This window comes from Paraburkholderia lacunae (assembly GCF_003353175.1).
Lineage (GTDB): Bacteria > Pseudomonadota > Gammaproteobacteria > Burkholderiales > Burkholderiaceae > Paraburkholderia > Paraburkholderia lacunae.
The window spans coordinates 330,075-348,916 of sequence record NZ_QHKS01000005.1 but is presented as its reverse complement, the minus strand read 5'-3'; the positions used below and the strand labels follow the sequence as shown (position 1 = coordinate 348,916).

Genomic DNA, 18,842 nt, shown 5'->3' with positions numbered 1-18,842 from the left:
GTGCGGGGGGGCACCTACTTTTCTTTGCCGCCGCAAAGAAAAGTAGGCAAAAGAAAGCGGGCTCACTACGAAAGTACTAAGCGGGCACCTCGGTCATCAACGCGGAGTGGAGGCCACCTGATCTGTGGCATCGCGCCGTTTGCCTTGGTGACAAGGCAGTCATACTTCCCGCCTCGCACTGCGTGCTCGCCGGAACGGTACTTCAAAAAACCGCCCGCCATGCGTGAACGAAGTGGTCGGTTTGGGATGGACCTTGCCGGCGAGCGCGCAGCGCGAGAAGGGGTGGATGACTGCCTTGTCACAGGCACTCATGCACCACGGTGTGGTCCGGCAGGTTTCCACTACCGGTGGTTGACCGTGGTGCCCGCTTAAGAATTAGCGGTTCTAGCCGCTTTCTTTTGCCTACTTTTCTTTGCGGCCGGCAAAGAAAAGTAGGTGCCCCCCGCACAGGGGGAAAGCTAATAGACCACAAAGAAATCAAGGAAAGGCCAACGCCGTAGGCATACAGAAGCAGAAAGGCCAACGCCGTAGGCAAACAAGGAAAGGCCAAAGAAGCCAGAACAGGGAAAGACCCTGCCGCAGGCAGCACCACCAGAAAGCGCCTCATAGGTAAAAAATCCAGGCCCCACGCCGTAGGCAAACAGAAGAAAGAACCGCCGCCCAGGCAAAAACCCGAATCGAATTTCAAATGACGCGGAGCACGACAAAATGACGATACTGACCTTGAAAGACCAGACCCTGTTAAAGACCAAAGCCTACATCGCGGGCGAATGGCAGGGTTCGGACGACGGCACGACCTTCGACGTAAAGAACCCGGCCACAGGCGAAACAATCGCAACAGTGCCCCGCATGGGCACAACAGAAACCCGTCGAGCAATCGACGCGGCCAATGCATCATGGCCAGCATGGCGTGCAACAACCGCAAAACACCGCGCATCGGTACTAAGAAAATGGCATGACCTCATGCTGGAGCACGCCGACGATCTGGCACAGATCCTGACCACAGAACAAGGCAAGCCCCTCGCCGAAGCCAAAGGCGAAATCCAGTACGCCGCCTCTTTCCTGGAATGGTTCGCCGAAGAAGGCAAACGCGTCAACGGCGACACCATCCCCACGCCGGCCGCCGACAAACGCATTGTCGTGACGAAAGAGCCGATCGGCGTCTGCGCGGCCATCACGCCGTGGAATTTTCCGGCGGCCATGATCACCCGCAAAGTCGGCCCCGCCCTCGCGGCCGGCTGCCCAATCATTGTCAAACCGGCTGAAGCCACGCCGCTGTCAGCACTCGCGCTTGCCGTGCTCGCCGAACGCGCAGGCGTGCCACGCGGCGTGTTCAACGTCGTCACCGGCGAGCCGAAAGCCATCGGCGCAGAACTGACCGCCAATCCGATCGTGCGCAAACTGTCGTTCACCGGCTCGACGCCGGTCGGCCGTCTGCTGATGGCGCAGTGCGCGCCAACGGTCAAGAAAGTGTCGCTCGAACTCGGCGGCAACGCGCCGTTCATCGTCTTCGACGACGCGGATCTGGATGCGGCCGTCGCCGGCGCCATCGCGTCGAAGTATCGCAATAGCGGCCAAACCTGCGTCTGCACGAATCGCTTCTACGTGCACGACAAAGTCTACGACGCGTTCGCCGCAAAACTGCGCGACGCAGTCGAGCAGCTCAAAGTCGGCCGCGGTACCGAAGAAGGCGTCACGCAAGGCCCCCTCATCAACGAAGCCGCCGTGCTCAAGGTCGAATCGCATATCGAAGACGCGCTCGCCAAAGGCGCACGCATCCTCACGGGCGGCAAGCGTCATGCGCTCGGTCACGGGTTCTTCGAACCGACGGTACTCGCGGATGTCACGCCGGGCATGCTGGTCGCACGCGACGAAACCTTCGGGCCGCTCGCGCCGCTGTTCCGCTTCTCGTCCGACGAAGAAGTGATCCGGCTCGCCAACGATACCGAGTTCGGCCTCGCGTCGTATTTCTACAGCCGCGATATCGGCCGCGTCTGGCGCGTCGCCGAAGCGCTCGAATACGGCATGGTCGGCATCAACACCGGTCTCATCTCGAATGAAGTCGCACCGTTCGGCGGCGTCAAGCAATCCGGTCTCGGCCGCGAAGGCTCGCATTACGGTATCGACGACTACGTCGTCATCAAGTACATGTGCGTCGGCGGGATCTAAGGAGGCACTGCAGAGCCACCCAAAGAGGCACCTAAGAAAAAACGGCCACTCCGGACAATCCGGCGTGAACTGCACCCCAAAAGGTTGGACCGGTGTCCAACTTTGCGGGGGCAGTTCAGCGTGGCCGTTCTTACCTCCAGAACTGCAGCGGCTTTCGCTCAGCGCTGCCGTCTTCGCTCCCGCTGCTTCATCAGAACGAATGCCGGATGCCAGCCATCACGCCGAGTTGTCCGACGCCCGGCGCGGGTGTCGTCCCGCCGCCACCCTGGCTCACGGTATGAGCCGCGTGTGCGCTGTTGAACAGATACGCGCCTTGCAGGTAGACCGCTGAACGCTTGGACAGCAGGTAAGTGGTGCGCAGTGCGGCAATCGTGCCGCGCGTGTCGTCGGCGCGATTAATGATCCGGTACACGCCGCCATCCAGGATGAACGCAGGCGTCACGTTGTACGCGGCACTCAAGTAGTACTGATTCGAGCGCACGTTCGGCAATGCCGGCGACACTGTCTCGACATGACGCCCCAGCCAGCCCCCACCGAGCTTCACCGGACCGATGTGTCCATAACCGTTCAGCTGCATGCGCACGTCCTTATCGCCGGGATGGGTCAGCGCGAACGGGGCGGTGCCGTCGAACAGATTCGCGGCAGCGCCCGGACCGCCGCGTTGTTCGTCGTAGGCACCCGCCACGCCGTAGCCGTTCATGTCGTAGCGCAACATCGCCGACCATTCGCGGCAGCTCTGCGAGCTGCCCGGGATCGAACCCACGCACGTGCCCTGCCCCGGTGAATTGCCGGTTCCTGCGGAGTCGCGTCCGAACGAGTAAGTCGCGCCGAACGTGAAGCCCGAGAAGGTGCCCTTGTACGCGATCGTGTTGTCGCTGCGCGGAAGCCGCTTTCCAGCACGAATACAGCAGAAAGGCCGCTACCCAACGCTTCTTTACCGCGAATCCCCCAGCGCGACGGCAGCTCGCCGGTAACGCCGGGCATTCGCACGACACTATCTCCCGCGGCATTCGCATGCGTGACCAGTTCGATGCCGGTGTCGAGGATCCCGTACAGCGTGACGCTGCTCTGTGCGAACGACGAGGCGCTGATACCCAGCAACATGCCGCCCAATGCGAGTTTGTATTTCATGTTCTCCGTGTCTCCTGGATGGGTGCTTCGTTTGATAAGCGCGCAACGGCTCAAACGCATTCCATTCGAAGCGTTTTTTATAGAGCGATGCTGATGACAGACATGCCGCGGACGTGACAGCGCCGATCGCCTGTCAAGCCGACCGATAACGTCGAGGATTGGCTGCTTCAGATGACGGCGAGCCGTGCGTCGCGCCCGGCCGCCGCCGTTCAGATCGTGAAGCCCGTCAAACGGAGGGCTTCGGAATATGCCGCTTGACGACCACCAGCGCGGCCATCACGATCGTCATCGCAATGCCGAGCATCCACAGATAAGACGACGCCCCGCCGGCCGTAATCACCACCGCGCCCGCGAACGCGCTGGCAATCGCGCCGAGCCGCCCGAACGCGAGCGCCGATGCCGTGCCGGTTGCTCGCACGCTGGTCGGATAGACGTAAGCGCAAAGCGCAAACATCGTCGATTGGACAGCGTTGACAAAGAGGCCGTGCACACCGAGACCGAAGATCAGCAAGCCGGTATGCCCGAAGCCGGTACGCCCGGAGATGTTAACGCCAAGCAGCAGCAAGGCGCTGAGCGCGCCACCCGCGCTGCAGAGAATCAACGGCCAGCGCGAACCAACGCGAGCGATCACGACAGCGCACAGCAACGCGCCCACCACGCCGCCGAGGTTATATGCGGTGAGTCCCGAACCCGCAAGCGACACGGACAGGCCCTGCGTGCTCAACATCGTCGGCAGCCAGCTGAAAGCGCTGTACACGGCAAGCAGACACATGCAGAACGCGCACCAGATCGCGACCGTATCGAGCGCGAGACCATCGCGGAACAGCGCGGTAAAACCGGCGTGTTTCTCCACGGCCTGTTCGCGCGCGTCGGCAAACACGCAGCCGTTCGCCACGGGCCGCGACATCCGGCCAAGCAGGCGGCTGAGTTCCGGCCAGCGCTGCGGCCGTCGCGCAAGAAAGCGCGGCGACTCGGGCAACGTGAACAGCAGCAGCACCGTGAGCGCCAGCGGCATGACGCCGCCGGTCAGGAACAGGCCGCGCCACCCGTACCCCGGCAGAATCTCATGCGCGAACAAACCCGCCACCATGCCGCCGAGCGGCACGCACACGATCGTCGCCGTCACCGCCAGCGTGCGGCGGCGAGCCGGCGTGAACTCGGCGGTCATGGTCGTCGAACTGGGCAACGCGCCGCCAATGCCGAGGCCGGCGACAAAGCGCAGTGCGGCAATCGTCAGGATGTCATGAGCAAAGACGATACCGCACGTGGCGGCGCCGAAGACCAGCACGCTGCCGATCACCGCCCAGCGGCGGCCGAGACGATCGGCCAGCAATCCGGCACACGCGCTGCCGAGGCCCATGCCGATCAGACCCGCCGCCACCACCGGCGCAAACGCCGCGCGCGTCACGCCCCATTCCTTGATCAACACCGGAATGGCGAACCCGATCAACTGACTGTCGAAGCCGTCGAGCACGATCGACAACGCCGCAAGAAACACCACGATCTTCTGCATCGCGGTGTACGGACCTTCGTCGAGGGTACGGCCGATGTCGACTGCGTGACGTGTCTCGCCGATTTCCGCCTGCTGGCCGGCGCGCGGCACGCCGGCCGCACTGGGTGCATCGGCCGGCGGGATATAACTGGTCATGAAGCTGTCTCCGTGTCGACTGGAGTTAGCGCTTTAGCGCTTACTCCGGTCCCATGCTGAGGTTGCCTGGAGTTAGTGCTTCAGCACTTACTCCAGGCCCGCAGCGGTCGACTGGAGTTAGCGTGTCGACCAGAGTTGGCGCTTTAGCGCTTACTCTGGTCCCATAGCGCTTACTCCAGTCCCATGAAAGATGGTTGCTGTTTTGTGTACGCGTTCTGACAGCCGCGCTTTCGAGTCAGTATGTGAGCGAGCAGGCGGCATTTGAAATTACCGTTTCGCGCAAAAGCCATGACATGCATGCATGGCTTTCGCTAAAGCCGGCGTACCGCATGGCAGTCGCAGTACCAGGACGCCGTTAGAACGGGTAATGACGCGGCGTGGTTTGTACGGTGATCCAGCGCAGATCGGTGAACTCCGCGATCCCCGCCTGCCCGCCGAAGCGGCCGAAGCCACTGCCCTTCACGCCGCCGAACGGCATGTGCGCTTCGTCGTGAACGGTCGGCCCGTTGATATGGCAGATGCCCGACTCGATACGCTTCGCCACATTCATCGCCCGCGCCACGTCGCGGCTGAACACCGCCGACGAAAGCCCATAGTCGTTGTCGTTCGCGCAAGCCACGGCTTCGTCTTCGCCGTTCACGCGCACGATGCCCTTCACCGGCCCGAACGATTCGTCGCCGTAGATGCGCATGGCGGGCGTCACATGGTCCAGCAGCGTGGCGGGCATCAGCGTGCTGTCGGCTTTGCCGCCGCAGACGAGCGAAGCGCCCTTGGCCAGCGCGTCGTCGATCAGCGAGTTGCAGCGCTCGACCGTGCTCATGTCGACCACCGAACCCAACACGACCGGCCCCTTGCGCGGATCGCCGAGCGGCAGACCACGCGCTTTCTGCGCGAGTTGCGCGACGAACCGGTCGGCGATCCGTTCATCGACGACGATGCGCTCCGTCGACATGCAGATCTGCCCCGAGTTGGCGAACGCACCGAACGCGGCGGCGTCGACGGCGGCATCGAGATCGGCGTCGTCGAGCACGATCAACGGCGCCTTGCCGCCCAGCTCCAATACCGACGGCTTCAGATAGCGCGCGCAAGTTGCCGCGAGGATCTTGCCGACATGGGTGGAGCCGGTGAAATTGACGCGCCGCACTTTCGGATGAGCGATCAGCGCTTCGACCACCGCGCCCGCATCGGCCGGCGCATTGGTGACGAAGTTCACCACGCCCTTCGCCAAGCCCGCCTCCTGCAGCACTTCGACAATCAGGCCGTGGGTGCCCGGGCAGACCTCCGAGCCTTTCAGCACGACCGTATTGCCGCACGCGAGCGGCAAGGCGATGGCGCGCACCGCGAGGATCACCGGCGCATTCCACGGCGCAATGCCGAGCACGACGCCGGCGGGTTGGCGCACCCCCATCGCGAGACTGCCGGGCACGTCGGACGGAATCAGCTCACCGCCGATCTGCTTGGTCAGCGCCGCCGCTTCCATCAAACCGCCTGCCGCGAGGTGGACGTTGAAGCCGGCCCACATCGCGGACGCCCCCGTCTCCGCCGCCATCAGCGCGGCGAATGCTGCTCTGCGCGCTTCCAATGCATGCGCCGCCTTCATCAGCAACGCGCGGCGTTCACCCGGCCCCATCGCGGACCAGGCCGGAAACGCCGCGGCGGCGGCATCGGCGGCAGCTACCGCATCGGCGACGCTCGCCGCGGGCGCGCGTGTCGCCACTTCGCCGTCGAGCGGATTGCGGCGCTCGAAGGTGGCGCCGTTGCTGGCTTGCACCGCTGCGCCGTTGATCAGCATTGAAATGGTCTGCATCGTGTTTGTCTCCTGCGGAAAGTTTTATCGGTGCGCACGTAGCGCGTGCTCAGGCCACGACGACTTCGACCAGTCTCGGCCCGGACGAGGCCAACGCTTCGCGCAAAACGTCATGCAAGCGTTCGGCCTGCGTCACGCGCGTGCCCCGGCAACCCATGCCCGCAGCCAGCGCCACGAAGTCGAGTCCCGGCAGATCGGTGCCCTGCACCGGATCGTCCGGACCGAAACCGAACTCCGGCGCGAAGTCCTGCAACGCCGCGTAGCGCGAGTTGTTCAGGATCACGAATGTAATCGGCAGCTTCATCCGCACGGCGCTATAGATGGCCTGGAGCGAATACATGCTCGAACCGTCGCCGATCAGGCCGATCACGCGCGTGCCCGGTTTTGCCAGCGCCACGCCGACGGCGGCCGGCATGCCGTAGCCGAGCCCGCCGCTGTCCATCGTGTAGAAGGTGCCGCTCTGCGTGAACGGCAGATAGTTCTGCATCACGGGCCGCGAACTCGGCGCTTCCTCGACTACGATATCGCTCGCTTCACGCACTTCCGCCAGGGTCTGCAAAGCGAACGCAACCGACATCAACGCGGACGGCTCGGCGCGCGGACGTGCCGTGCGCGGCGCGGGCAACGGGCGCTGTTTCGGCGCCGGCCGCGTCAGCAGATCGGCCACGCCACGGCGGATATTGCCGACCACGGCGGTGCCGGCCGGCGACCACGCCGCGATAGCCGGGTCGTCGATCAATTGATACAGCGTCGCGCCGGCCGGCAGATGCGGCCCGTGGCCTTCCACGTGATACGTGAAGGCCGGCGCGCCGATCACGAAGATCAGGTCGTGGCCGCCGAGCAACTCGACGATCGTCTCGCGCATGGCCGGCAGAAAACCGGCAAACAGGCGATGGTCTTCGGGGAACGCGCAGCGGCCCGACATCGGCGCGACAAACACGCGGGCATGGTGGCGCTCGGCGAGGCTGACCACCTCGTCCCAGCCGCCGGCCCGGTCGACCGCGCCGCCCACCACGAAAGCCGGCCGCGCGCCGGCACCGGCTCGGCGGGCCGGTCCCAGTCGTCGACGGGAATCGACACCAACACCGGCCCGCACGGTTCCTGCGTCGCCACGTGCGGCGGAGGTGCTGCACGTCACCCAGCCGGCGCTGAGCCGCACCATCAAGCGGCTCGAGGATCAGGTGGGCGCGCCGCTGTTCGAGAGGCACTCGAAGGGCATGCAGCTCACTGCGATCGGTAGTGCGTTGCTGCCGCACGCCGCCTTGCTGCAACGCGAAGCCGACCATGCCCGCGAGGAAATCGACGCGATGCGCGGCCTCGCGAAAGGCACGATCCGCGTCGGCGCGGTGGCGAGCATCGCGACGCTCGTGCTGCCGCTTGCGGTGAGCGGCGTGCTCGCGCGCTGGCCGAATCTGCGGGTGGAGATCATGGAAGGCGTGTGGGACCGGCTCGCCGACAGTCTGATGAAACACGAGATCGATCTCGCGCTAAGCATGGCGGTGCCCGACACGGACGAGATCATGGCGATCGCCGACTGCCGCTGGGAGGACACGAGTTATGTGGTCGCCGCGCTCGATCATCCGCTGAGAAGCAAAGCGGATCTATGTCTTGCCGACACGCTCGATCAGCAGTGGTGCGTGCCGCCTCGCGGTACCGGCCCCTTCGAGCATATGCAGCACGTGTTCGCCGAGCATGGACTGGGCATGCCCAGCATCGCGGTCGAAACCCGCTCGATTACCGTGCTGAAGAGTCTCGTCACGCGCGCAGGCTTTCTGAGCTGGATGGCCACGCCGATGTACGACACCGAAAGCGCGGCCGGCGTGTTCGATACATTGCCGATTCCTGGGCTGGTGGCACGCCGCACATTGACGGCGTTCCGGCGGCGTCAGGGTATCTTGCCGAGCCCTGCGGTCAAACTGCTGGAGCAACTGCGGCAGCTGACGGCGGTCCCGCGGTGAAAGCGGCGATACGGTCTATCTTTCGCGCGCCCGATCTCGCGGAACAGTAGCTCCTTGCTCTCGATCTCGGGCTGCAGTTCGATCTGGCCGCGGATCAGCGTAAGCGGCGTTTGCAGCTCGTGCGCGGCGGAAGCAAGAAACTGCTGCTGCACGGTAAAACCGTTTTCGAGTCTGCCGAGCGCCTCGTTGAAGGCGCCGATCAGCGGCTTGATCTCACTTGGGATGCCCTCGGAAGAAAGGCGTGTCGTCCGATTGCGCGGTGTGATCAGCACAGCGGCGCGCGACGCTTGCGTGAGCGGCTCGAGTACCCGCCGCAGCGTGAAAGTCAGCGTCAGCCCGAAAATGATCGTCGCAACAAAGAACGTGATCCGGACGATGTCCGGCATCGGTGCGATCTTCACATTGATCATGGCTTCGTTGAGACGCTTACTCGTTGCGGTCTGAACGTAATAGAACGCCTGCTCGTGCCGGACGCCCTATGTTTCTACACAGCGCGGACTGCAGCAGCGCGAGCGTATTGACCGGGCGTAAAACCGTAACTCTGCTTGAAGAGCCTTATCAGGTGGCTTTGGTCAAAAAAACCCACGTCATTTGCGACGTCGGTTAGTGTCAACCCGGCGGAAATCAGTCGTTTCGAGTTAGAAAGCCGGACTTGATTGAGGTACGCGTGCGGTGTGAGTCCGGTCTCCTTCTTAAATGCGCGAAGAACCTGGTATTCAGACATACGGGTGAGCGCTGCCAGATCGCCAAGTGCAATGTCAGTTGGGAAGTAACCGCGGATGTAGTCCTTGATCCGCTTGACGGCAGAGTGCTCGTTCCCGCATTTCGGAATCCGTGGAGCGGGATCGCCGTGGCGATGAATGATCTGTGCGAGCAGACTCACCAGCCTCGACTCCAGCGCCAGCCTCCCAGCACTGCTACGCGACGAGCAGTGGATCCGTGCGGCGTATGCGGCCAGAGCCGGGTCCGCGACGTTGTTGTTCCTGAAGTAGCGCACCTTGCTGCTTTCTGTGATCTCCAGGCTCAGCCGCGATATTTCAGAAGGGCTGAGATAGAGCGCCCGATAGCGCCATTGCGTCCCGGGCGCAACGCCGCCCGAGTGCGGCTCGTCCGGATTGAATACGATAAGCGTGTTGCGCGTGGCGACATGATTCCGATTGTTCGATGTGAAGTAGCCCGCGCCGTGCTCGGTCATGCCAATCACCAACTGATCATGCACATGCCGCGGGAACGTATGAGTGTTGTAGTGTGCATGCAGGAATTCGATACCGGCGCAAGAAGGGAGTGACCAGAATTCCGAGCTATTTTGAACGTTCTTGCGTGCCATGATTAACGAACCTCTGCATTTGTTTTGGGACCGCGGGCACCCGTTGGAACGGGCGGCTTCAGAGGCCGCGGGATAGCACGGTCCCTGCAAGGTCGGCCCACTACGTGATAGCCCCTAAAGGCCCCCCCTCGTGCCGGAAAGCGTTGAACTTCGTTTGGCTCCCTCCTTCTTCTGCCCTCAGCCTTTTAGTAGCTCGCGGGCTGAAAGCCAGATCCCCGCAATCGAGAGCGCCATACCGCAGGCCTGGCTCAATGGAGGCAGCGAACGCTGATAAAGGCACACATAGGCGATACCGAAAATTGTCTCGAGGACAATCAACTGGCCAACGAGCGTCATAGGAAGCGCATGCGACGCCCTGTTGAAGAGAATCGTTGCAAGCCAGGACGCGCCCACACCGAGAACCAGTGTAACGGCAACGAACAGGAAAAGTTCATGGGGGTGGGACGCCGACGCCACGGGCATCAAATTGCCTATTTGGGTAGCTTTAAAACCAGCTATCGCAGCCGCCAGAGCGAATGTTGCGACGCCAATCGCGCTGGACCAGTGTCCGCTCGAAATGCCGGGATTGTCGCGCAGGAACCGCGAGTTTGAGATTGCATACCAAGTCCACACGATCACCGTCACCGCTATAGCGGCGACGCCTGGCCAGGAAAAACGCAATGAATGCACCAGAAGGCCGCTCTGGACCACCACGACAACTCCGAGACCCACCGTGATCATTGCAAACGGCACAAGAAGACGGCGCCATGTCGCGGTCGGTAGGTGACGGTTACCCGCAATCGAAACGCAGATTGGCAAGAGGCCGATCATTGGAATGCACACCTCCGCACCCGTATCCTGGATTCCGAAGCTGACCAGAATCGAAAAAAGGATATTGCCGGCCAAGCCATACGCCCCTGCCCGGATCCACGCACGCACGCCGAGAGGCCTGCCACTATATGTCGAAAGCAGAATTGCAATTGAAACGATTCCGTAAAAGAAAAATCGCCCAAACGTGATCTGCATCGGCGAATACGCGCTGAGGATCAAAGGTGCAACGAACGATACCCCCCAAAGTGACGTCGCGACGATCATCAGAAGCGTCGCACCATAGAGTGAGCCGGGATGACCCTGTCGCGCGCCTAGAACGTTCATAGTGATCTTCCATGCTAAATGGTCTGTAACGTGCGGCGCTTCGCCTGCGAAGTGAACACTATGCCGCCCAGACGAGAGATGGCAGTCTCACTCAGACGGACTCCTCGCCAAGCAGCGATGATGCAAGGCGACCGCGCTCGTCCACGGGTTTCCATTCTTCCTCAAATTCTTCGTTGCCCGTCGCTTTCATTATGCCGGGCACGAATGCCTTTTGTCTGCCTCCATGCGGATTGGATATATCGCCGTTCCATCGGTCATCCAGGGGGTCCCGCGCCAGTTGGTAGCGGGTGTCGGACGTCAGCCGGCAACGTCGCTTCGGCGACACGTTGTCCAGCGACCCGTGGACCAGTCGGGTGTCAAAGCAGATAACGTCACCAGCACCGAACTCCGTGGTGAGCCATCTGCCGCCCAGTTCTTCCTGGATGGATAGGGGATCGTCGCTCAACCACCCGATCTTGTCGCGGTCAGCGTCGGCGGCCCAGTATCGGTCCAGTTTAGTCGACAGATGGCTCCCCTCGAGGATGATCAGTGGCCCCTCTTCCAATGCGACGCCACCGATTGGAATCCATGCCGACCAGAGGTTTTTCGTTCCGCGCCCGATATAAACGATGTCCGAGTGAATGCCGGTGCCCTCGCCCGGCCTCACGAACCGGGGCCACTTGAAGTCGAACGTAGCAACCTTGCCACCCAGGAAGCGTTCGAAAAATCCAATCAGATTTGCCGACATGATCACATCGTTATAGGCCTTTCCTGTCCGAATGCTCTCGGTGAAAGCGAGAAGGTTGATCTGGTCGATGAAAGAGGGCATTTGCTGAATCGCGTCCATAACGTCGTAATTGATCGAGTCGATCTCTCCAACGACGGCGTACTTAAGCATTATTTCCCGGCGCGCTTCGAGAACGGTGTGCTCGGGAATCAGCTTCCTGAACAATAGATACCCATCCTCTTTCATACGCTGCTTTTGTGCTTCGAGGTGATTGAGGATATCGTTTGACGAACGCATTGAGCCGAATTTTCCGGAAGAAAGGTCCAGCTTCTTGCCGCGAAATAGCAGTTCCATATTAGCCTCAGAATGAATCACGTGGTCAGTAACCGGCAACGAGATGAGATGGTTCAGCGCAGAGGTGCACGGTAAGCAGTTGGTGCGTGACGGACGATTTTTTTAGACCCGTACGGGTCAACGCAGGCATCAAGGTGATCTACAAGGCTGCCCCAAACGTCGATGTACCCTATCGGCCATCCCGGTGCGCCTGCGAGCACGTCATCCCGCCGGACAAATGCGGCGTTTGCCCAATCGGAACGCGGGCGTCGATGATGCAAATCGTGCTGAGATTGATCACCAGGCAGGATCAACAGGCGGTGCGGCAGATGCACTGCGAAAATGCGTACCCACCAGATTGCCCACAGGCCGAGTCGCGCAAATGTGCCTCGACCGTCCGTCGCAGGAACCGGCTCCCCGCAGAAGCGCCCGACGCAAACCCTCGCGATGGCTTCGCGCCCGGTCGCGCCCGAAACATCATCCCAGAGATGCTCGGAGTGATAGTTCACTAGCGAGGCGACCTGGAAGAGAAAAACGGCGGGTACGGTCCATATGACTGTCCAAACTGTCCAGCCGTGGAACAAGGTGAGCGCGCAACAAAGGATCACCACGTACACGATTGTCATCGCGACCCGGTGGGCCGGTGCGGTTAGATTCGAGACGATTCGTGACCAGAGATACCTTCCGTGATAGACCGGCGAAACACAGGTCCGCGCGATGTAAGCGCGAAACTCCTGCCTCGTCATTCCTCGGTGGAAGCCTGTCGACTTCAGGAATAGGACGTCGGGGTCGCTATCGAGTCGGGGAACTGCGTGGTGCTTGAGATGGTCGGCGCGAAACAGATCAACCGGCGCGGCAAGTAGCACGGTCGATATCACCTCGCCTACGAGGACGTCCACCCAGTGCACCTCCGAATATGTGTCGTGGATGCAGTAATGCTCCGTGACGGTGTAAAGGTCACGTATGCCGTTTGCGGTTATCAGCCATGACACTGGTAGTCCAAACAACCACCAGTTGCTGAAGCGCAAGATAAGGCAACCGAGCAGCAGTCCAGATATGACGATGGCGAAGGCCGCGAGCGAACGTCCAACCGGTGTCCACACCACCAGTGGCTTCTCGTCGATCAAGGGCATCCCGGTCAACCACGTTAAGAAAGGTTGAGCGAAGCGTGGCAGCGCTCGCATGCTCTCTCGAGGATTGATCGCTGCGGTGACCGGGATGGACTCCTTCAAGCGTCCGGCTACGGTATCCGTACTGTGCTCCAGGAACATGGCGCTTCCTCCGTTGCCGGAAATGCGGTTACGCGGCGATGCGGTTGTCGCGGTATCCGGACTGCAACAGCGACGAATCGAGGAGATCCCACATGCTCGCCAGCGAGTCGAGGAAATCCTCAGCACCTTCAACGACCAGCGCGGCGTATTCGCTTTCAAGAGCGGGCGCTACGGCGGCGCGCGCGTTGCGCTCGTGCTGCTCCTCGGCGCCCACCTCGCCCCAATGCTCGAGCAAATAGTGCATTTCGGGGGCATCGAGGTCGGTACGGTATAGGCCGCTGTCGACCAGGCAGTGTTTTTCGCCCGGAATGAGTTGGCGGTTCGAAATCATTTCCAGCGCTAGTGCGACGCCTAGATTGCGGTACGTTGCGGCGATATCTGTGTCCTTGCGGCCGTCGAACACCGCAATCGCGCGCCGAACCTGGCTGGTCAGTCCGGTGGCGCGGTCATAGCCGGGTAGCGTTCCCAATATCTGGTCGGAAAACTCCTTCAGCTTCGCTTCGGTCGCCTTCTGGTCGTACAGCTCCGCGAAAATCGGGTTTCCTGCAGCCTGATTCACGATGAACCCTGCCATGGTGGCCAGTTCGGGACCATGCCCTCCTTCGCTTTCGACGATTTCCAGCATCAAGGTGCTTTGCTCCTGTAGTCCGTGCTCCTTGAGTGCAGCAGGGAAGTTCCAACCAGGACGCGTGGCCGCGCAGAAGTTCTGGATCTGATGGAATAGAGCGCCGATGACTTCAGGTTCAGGATTCGCCTTAGCCCAGTTGAGAAATACCGGATGTGTGTAGCAGCGGTGGTTTTTGATCTTGCTGACAAGACTGTCGACTTTAACTGACATCTTCGGCTCCTATTTCGAAAAGATTCAAATAACAGGCACGGCTCCTCAATGACACAACGTATTTACCCGGAGCTAACTGGCTCCGGGTTGAATATTTTTTATAGCTTTCAAAAAATGAACAAACGTAAGAACTGGTTTGAAGCGTGATGCACATGAGGCTTGTGCAGTGTGCCTGCGCTGCCACAGCGATCATGCAGAGCGATAAGCGAGGTCAGTGTCAGGTTATCGCTCTGCGGTGTATTGGATAAAATTGCGCACCAATTTTGCGCAGCGCAATTAGCCTCTTCTGCGGGCAGACGTCTAGGAGACGTGCCAGTCTTCGAAGGTGGTCGGACAGGCAATACTGATTATCGAAGGCGCATTTCTGTTATGCGTATTGGTTCTATCTCGCGACGTATGCCGTCGCAGGGTCAACTACCGGTTGATGAAAAGAGGCCAAATAAGAATGCGTAGCGTACGATATGCATCGTTAAATCTCTTTCCGAAACGGATGGAGTGTCCCGTGGTAGACGAACGCCCACTGCTCCTCGTAGCTCGGCCTCGAAAGACACATTGACCGAGTAACGGACTAAGCCCCTTACTGGAGTTCGCCAACACGTCAGCAAGCTAACGCCATTGCGGAGCTTCCTACCCGCTGTAGCCGGTCATGGCAGCCCGCTGACAGCGAAGGTAGTAGCCAGATCTGCAGATTCTTTGACAAACCCGGAGGAATATGAGCTTGCCCCGTGTCGACGGACAGATTTCGAATCCAGTGATTGAGCACGTCGAACAAGTAGCGGTAGGCCGCCGCCGCTGCTTGGGCGCCGGTAGGTAAGCGGATTTCCGGAGATCGCGTCGAGCCGGTTTCACCGCGGACGAACCTGCAGCACCACACGCTCACGATCCTCGACAATCGCGACCAGCGCCACGACGCCGTGCTCATTTGAATTGATAAACGTAACCGATCCTGGCCTCCGGAATATATTGCCGTCCTACGATTGGGCTATTGGTGATGCCGCTGCTGAAGTGCGCCACGCCCACGTCGAGAATCACCATTTGATGAGGCGTGAACTTATAGTCGACGCGCGTGCCGATCGACATCTCGTAGGCCGCCCGGCCGGTGTACGCAGGACGCCCCGCGCGCACTTCCGACGGCCGCACGCCGTAGTAGTAATTGACGTATTTGCTGCTCAGCCATTCGACACCGGCGTGCGGCTCGAATGAGAAATTGCCGTAATCGAAGGATTTGCTGAAGTCGATTTTGGCTCGTTGGCCCTTATTTCCCCCCAGCAGATAGTCGCCCGACAAGGTGCCGAATGCCGTTTTCCAGGCGAGCGCTGGGCCATACCAGAACGCGCCGCGGCGGTTCTCCATGCCATTCAGGATCGGTGCGTCAGAGTTGTTATAGCCGTCGCCGATTGCGAAAACGCCGCGCAGCGCGACACTCACGTTCTGCCACTTCCCAATCTTCAGGTCGACGGTCGTGCCAAGGGCGTGGACCCATTTATTGTCGAAAGTAATCAGCGGGATCGGCGAGAATTTTGTCTTGCCGTTCTTGTACGGCGACGCCGCGACACCGGCTCCCACGCCCAGACCCCAGTGAGTCACATTGGTGGCATTGCTCAGCACGGTGAAGCCGGAATCGTCGGCTCCGGCTGAATCTTCGCCGCCGCTGTCTGCCCATACGCTGCCCGCATAAAGGAGTGCAAAGGCAGCGGACAGCAACACACGGTACTCACGACGAAAAGTTTTTTTCACAGTCGTTCCTAAAGTGGAGGGATCGGACGGGATCGACTTTAAGAGCGACTGACTTACTCGCTACTTACTCAAACAATGACGGGCAACCTGAAGTGACTATTGACTGACTATCGACAGCACCGCCGAAACAGGACCTCCTCAAGGCGCCTTACTGCACCCTAGCTCACGCTGCGACGCGCCATGCGTTTTGACAAACGCTCCGACAGGAGGCCGCACAAGCGCGCGGCCCGGCGCCTGAAGCCGCCGACGTAAGAGAACACCGCTCGAAAACTATCCCACCGGCAACGAAGAACTTGACGCAGGTACGATGAATGCGGTTCTCGAAAGCCAAATTCCGCGCCTTCCAGAACAGTACTACTGGGTCCACAGCCGCTTCAAACATCGGCCGGCAGGCATGCCCGCGGTCTACTAGAATCTGTAATAGCTACCGGCCGGCACCGTCGTGCAGACCCACCCATAGAGCGCTACATGGCCACACTTCTTCCCGACGCCGCCGCGCCCCGCTCGATTCTCGTGATCTGTGCCGGCCGTATCGGCGATGTGTTGCTCAGCACGCCTGCGGTGCGTTCGCTAAAAGCGCATTGGCCCGACGCGCAGATCGATATGCTGGTCTTGAACGGAACCGCCGAGGTGCTTGAAAACAACCCCGACATCAGATGTGTCATCGGTATTACCCCCGTTCTTGCACCCGTTCGGCGGCGCCGTATTCCGATCGTCGCGCAGTCGCCTACCGGCGCGCGCCTTCGGACAGCGAATGCCGGCAATCGTCCGGTGGCAATCGAATCCTGAGCCTTTTCTGGAGATCGCATGATGGCTGCCCTTCGATTTGCCGCGCTGCTCGTCCTGCTCACTGCAGGATGTTCGCCGGCATGGCCGAATGCCGGTTTTCGCCCCGCGCCAACGGCGCAAACCGCGCAAACCGATACGCCTCCACCCACCCCGGCTGCCGCGAATGACCAGCGACATGCTGCGCCGCCCAAGAAAGCGCCGGTCCTTAGCGTCGGCGTGAGCGATCCCGACACGCGGCTGATCCTGCCTTGGTTCCTCACCGATATCATCAATGCGATCAATACGCCGACGTCGGCCAGCGATTTTCTGCGCACTTTCGGGCACGGCTTGTAGCCTCTCACTCGCCTCGCTGAAGCAGGCGCCGGCGCTTAGGACCGCCATCCATCGCCGGCGCATTGTTCCATCGCGCTGCAAAGCGCACATTTGGCCGCGCTGTCGAGCCGCGTGCAAGCAAGGCAGATACCGGTGCGGCGCTCAGGATAATCGAGTGGATCTGCGCACGCTCGCATCAGCGTCCTTCAATCGACTGTTGTCCTCCTTCGAGTTGTGACGACTGAGTCGTACCTCGAGCGTCCCGACGTCAGTTGATTCTGGATATCTGCGCAACGTTCGTCGTGGTTCCAATCTCACGATGAAATTGCCGCTGAGCTCGTCCGTCGTGCGGTATTCATCAGTTTATCGAACTAGCCCAACTGGATGAGTTGTGCACTGAAGCATAGTGGCCGGCACGCCGATCTCACGCTACGTCGACCCTGCACGTGGCAGAATCACCGGCATCGCAGCATCCGTTCGAGGGACTGACAATGACGACAAAGGGCAACAAGACGCACGGCGAACGCGGTGCCGACCTGGCCGGCCGGTCGGGCGCCGCGCCGGACATTCCCGGACAAGTTGTGCTGGTCTTTCAGGGAGGCGGTGCCCTCGGCGCGTACCAGGCCGGGGTTTATCAGGCGCTTCATGACGGCAAGATCAAACCCGACTGGGTGATCGGCACGTCGATTGGTGCGATCAACGGCGCGATCATCGCCGGCAATCCGCCCGAGAACCGAATTGCCCGATTGACCCAGTTCTGGAACGGTGTGGCACGTCGAGGCATCGATGCCGCAAGCTGGTTGCCGGGGCTCGCAAACTGGTCGCGCGATCTTGCGATCGTCACGCAAGGCGTGCCGTCGTTCTTCACCCCGCAGCTGGAGTCCTGGGCGAGTATTCAAACGCGCGTCGGCGCCGAACGGGCGGCATTCTATTCGACAGGGCCACTGCGTGAGAACTTGTCTTCACTGGTCGATTTCGATTACCTGAACAGGAAGGCAACGCGGCTGACCGTTGGTACGGTCAATGTCCGTAGCGGACGTATGCGGTATTTCACTAATCGCGACGCGCCGATGAACGTCGAGCATGTGATGGCATCCGCCGCTTTCCCACCCGGCTTCCCTTCGGTGCGACTGGAAGGCGAATCGTACTGGGATGGCGGCATCTATTCGAACACGCCGCTCGAAGCCGTGCTCGACGACCGGCCGCGCAGCGACTCGGTGATTTTTTCCGTGCAATTGTGGCCCTCGAGCGGTCCGGAACCTGAATCGATTTTGCAGGTCATGAGCCGGCAGCGCGACATTCAGTATTCGAGCCGCGCGGAAAGCCATCTCGATCGACAGAAGCAGATTCACCGGCTGCGTCATGTCATTCGCGAACTCGGCCAGTACATCCCCGAAGAGCGGCGCAATGCCCCGGAAGTTCAGGAGCTTCTCGGCTGGGGCTGTGGCACGACGATGCAGGTATTGGAACTCGACGCGCCAGCATTCGACGGCGACGACCTGAACAGGGATATCGATTTTTCGTCGAGCGGCATCGAGCGGCGCTGGGCAGCAGGTTATGAAGACACCACCCGCTTACTGGAACGTGCACCCTGGCGCGAAACACTGGACCCGATGGAGGGCATTTCAGTCTTTCGAATGGCCTCCGCGCACGGTCAGGGATAACCCGCGCGATCGCGGCGT

At 61.0% G+C, this 18,842-nt stretch carries 12 protein-coding genes and 5 pseudogenes; 6 read left to right on the top strand and 11 right to left on the bottom strand.

Annotated elements, in window-relative coordinates; genetic code table 11:
* Positions 1-708: 708 nt before the first annotated feature.
* Positions 709-2,169: an NADP-dependent succinate-semialdehyde dehydrogenase gene (gene gabD / locus DLM46_RS10060; protein ID WP_115100601.1), complete on the top strand. Its 1,461-nt coding sequence runs from the start codon at positions 709-711 to the stop codon at positions 2,167-2,169.
* A 190-nt stretch (positions 2,170-2,359) separates the two neighbouring features.
* Here gabD and DLM46_RS10055 read toward each other — a convergent pair.
* The 4 genes and pseudogenes from DLM46_RS10055 to DLM46_RS10040 form a co-directional block, all read right to left on the bottom strand.
* A pseudogene (locus tag DLM46_RS10055) lies at positions 2,360-3,300 on the bottom strand (porin).
* 226 nt (positions 3,301-3,526) lie between these two features.
* Positions 3,527-4,813 (bottom strand): MFS transporter, encoded by a 1,287-nt coding sequence (locus DLM46_RS10050; protein ID WP_244306050.1) that lies wholly within the window; start codon positions 4,811-4,813, stop codon positions 3,527-3,529.
* A 490-nt stretch (positions 4,814-5,303) separates the two neighbouring features.
* On the bottom strand, positions 5,304-6,755 hold the full coding sequence (locus DLM46_RS10045) for an aldehyde dehydrogenase (RefSeq protein ID WP_115100599.1): 1,452 nt from the start codon (positions 6,753-6,755) through the stop codon (positions 5,304-5,306).
* A 49-nt stretch (positions 6,756-6,804) separates the two neighbouring features.
* A pseudogene (locus DLM46_RS10040) lies at positions 6,805-7,871 on the bottom strand (thiamine pyrophosphate-dependent enzyme); the annotation flags it as partial.
* Here DLM46_RS10040 and DLM46_RS10035 point away from each other — a divergent pair.
* Positions 7,868-8,713, top strand: a pseudogene (locus DLM46_RS10035) (LysR family transcriptional regulator); the annotation flags it as partial. The pseudogenes DLM46_RS10040 and DLM46_RS10035 overlap by 4 nt on opposite strands.
* Here the strand turns inward: DLM46_RS10035 and DLM46_RS10030 are convergent.
* The 7 genes from DLM46_RS10030 to DLM46_RS10000 form a co-directional block, all read right to left on the bottom strand.
* The gene (locus DLM46_RS10030) at positions 8,641-9,123 is read right to left on the bottom strand and encodes a histidine kinase dimerization/phospho-acceptor domain-containing protein (protein ID WP_341868582.1); all 483 of its coding nucleotides are present in this window, start codon (positions 9,121-9,123) and stop codon (positions 8,641-8,643) included. The pseudogene DLM46_RS10035 and the gene DLM46_RS10030 sit on opposite strands and share 73 nt — an antisense overlap.
* A 74-nt stretch (positions 9,124-9,197) precedes the next feature.
* Positions 9,198-10,040 carry an AraC family transcriptional regulator gene (locus DLM46_RS10025; protein WP_115100597.1) on the bottom strand — a complete coding sequence of 281 codons (843 nt, stop codon included), beginning with the start codon at positions 10,038-10,040 and terminating at the stop codon, positions 9,198-9,200.
* Between the two features lie 177 nt (positions 10,041-10,217).
* A complete protein-coding gene (locus tag DLM46_RS10020) occupies positions 10,218-11,174 on the bottom strand; it encodes a DMT family transporter (RefSeq protein ID WP_115100596.1) in 957 nt (318 codons plus the stop codon).
* 91 nt (positions 11,175-11,265) lie between these two features.
* Positions 11,266-12,234, bottom strand: a complete 969-nt coding sequence (locus DLM46_RS10015; RefSeq protein WP_115100595.1) for a phytanoyl-CoA dioxygenase family protein — start codon at positions 12,232-12,234, stop codon at positions 11,266-11,268.
* 53 nt (positions 12,235-12,287) lie between these two features.
* Complete coding sequence (locus DLM46_RS10010) at positions 12,288-13,484, bottom strand: fatty acid desaturase (RefSeq protein WP_115100594.1); 1,197 nt, start codon at positions 13,482-13,484, stop codon at positions 12,288-12,290.
* A gap of 28 nt (positions 13,485-13,512) precedes the next feature.
* Complete coding sequence (locus DLM46_RS10005) at positions 13,513-14,322, bottom strand: heme oxygenase-like domain-containing protein (RefSeq protein WP_115100593.1); 810 nt, start codon at positions 14,320-14,322, stop codon at positions 13,513-13,515.
* A gap of 918 nt (positions 14,323-15,240) precedes the next feature.
* Positions 15,241-16,059: a MipA/OmpV family protein gene (locus DLM46_RS10000; protein ID WP_115100592.1), complete on the bottom strand. Its 819-nt coding sequence runs from the start codon at positions 16,057-16,059 to the stop codon at positions 15,241-15,243.
* A gap of 259 nt (positions 16,060-16,318) precedes the next feature.
* Here DLM46_RS10000 and DLM46_RS09995 point away from each other — a divergent pair.
* The 4 genes and pseudogenes from DLM46_RS09995 to DLM46_RS09980 form a co-directional block, all read left to right on the top strand.
* A pseudogene (locus DLM46_RS09995) lies at positions 16,319-16,471 on the top strand (LpxL/LpxP family acyltransferase); the annotation flags it as partial.
* 56 nt (positions 16,472-16,527) lie between these two features.
* A pseudogene (locus tag DLM46_RS09990) lies at positions 16,528-16,758 on the top strand (glycosyltransferase family 9 protein); the annotation flags it as partial.
* 108 nt (positions 16,759-16,866) lie between these two features.
* Positions 16,867-17,181 (top strand): hypothetical protein, encoded by a 315-nt coding sequence (locus DLM46_RS09985; RefSeq protein ID WP_115100590.1) that lies wholly within the window; start codon positions 16,867-16,869, stop codon positions 17,179-17,181.
* A gap of 470 nt (positions 17,182-17,651) precedes the next feature.
* The gene (locus DLM46_RS09980) at positions 17,652-18,824 is read left to right on the top strand and encodes a patatin-like phospholipase family protein (RefSeq protein ID WP_115100589.1); all 1,173 of its coding nucleotides are present in this window, start codon (positions 17,652-17,654) and stop codon (positions 18,822-18,824) included.
* Positions 18,825-18,842 lie beyond the last annotated feature (18 nt).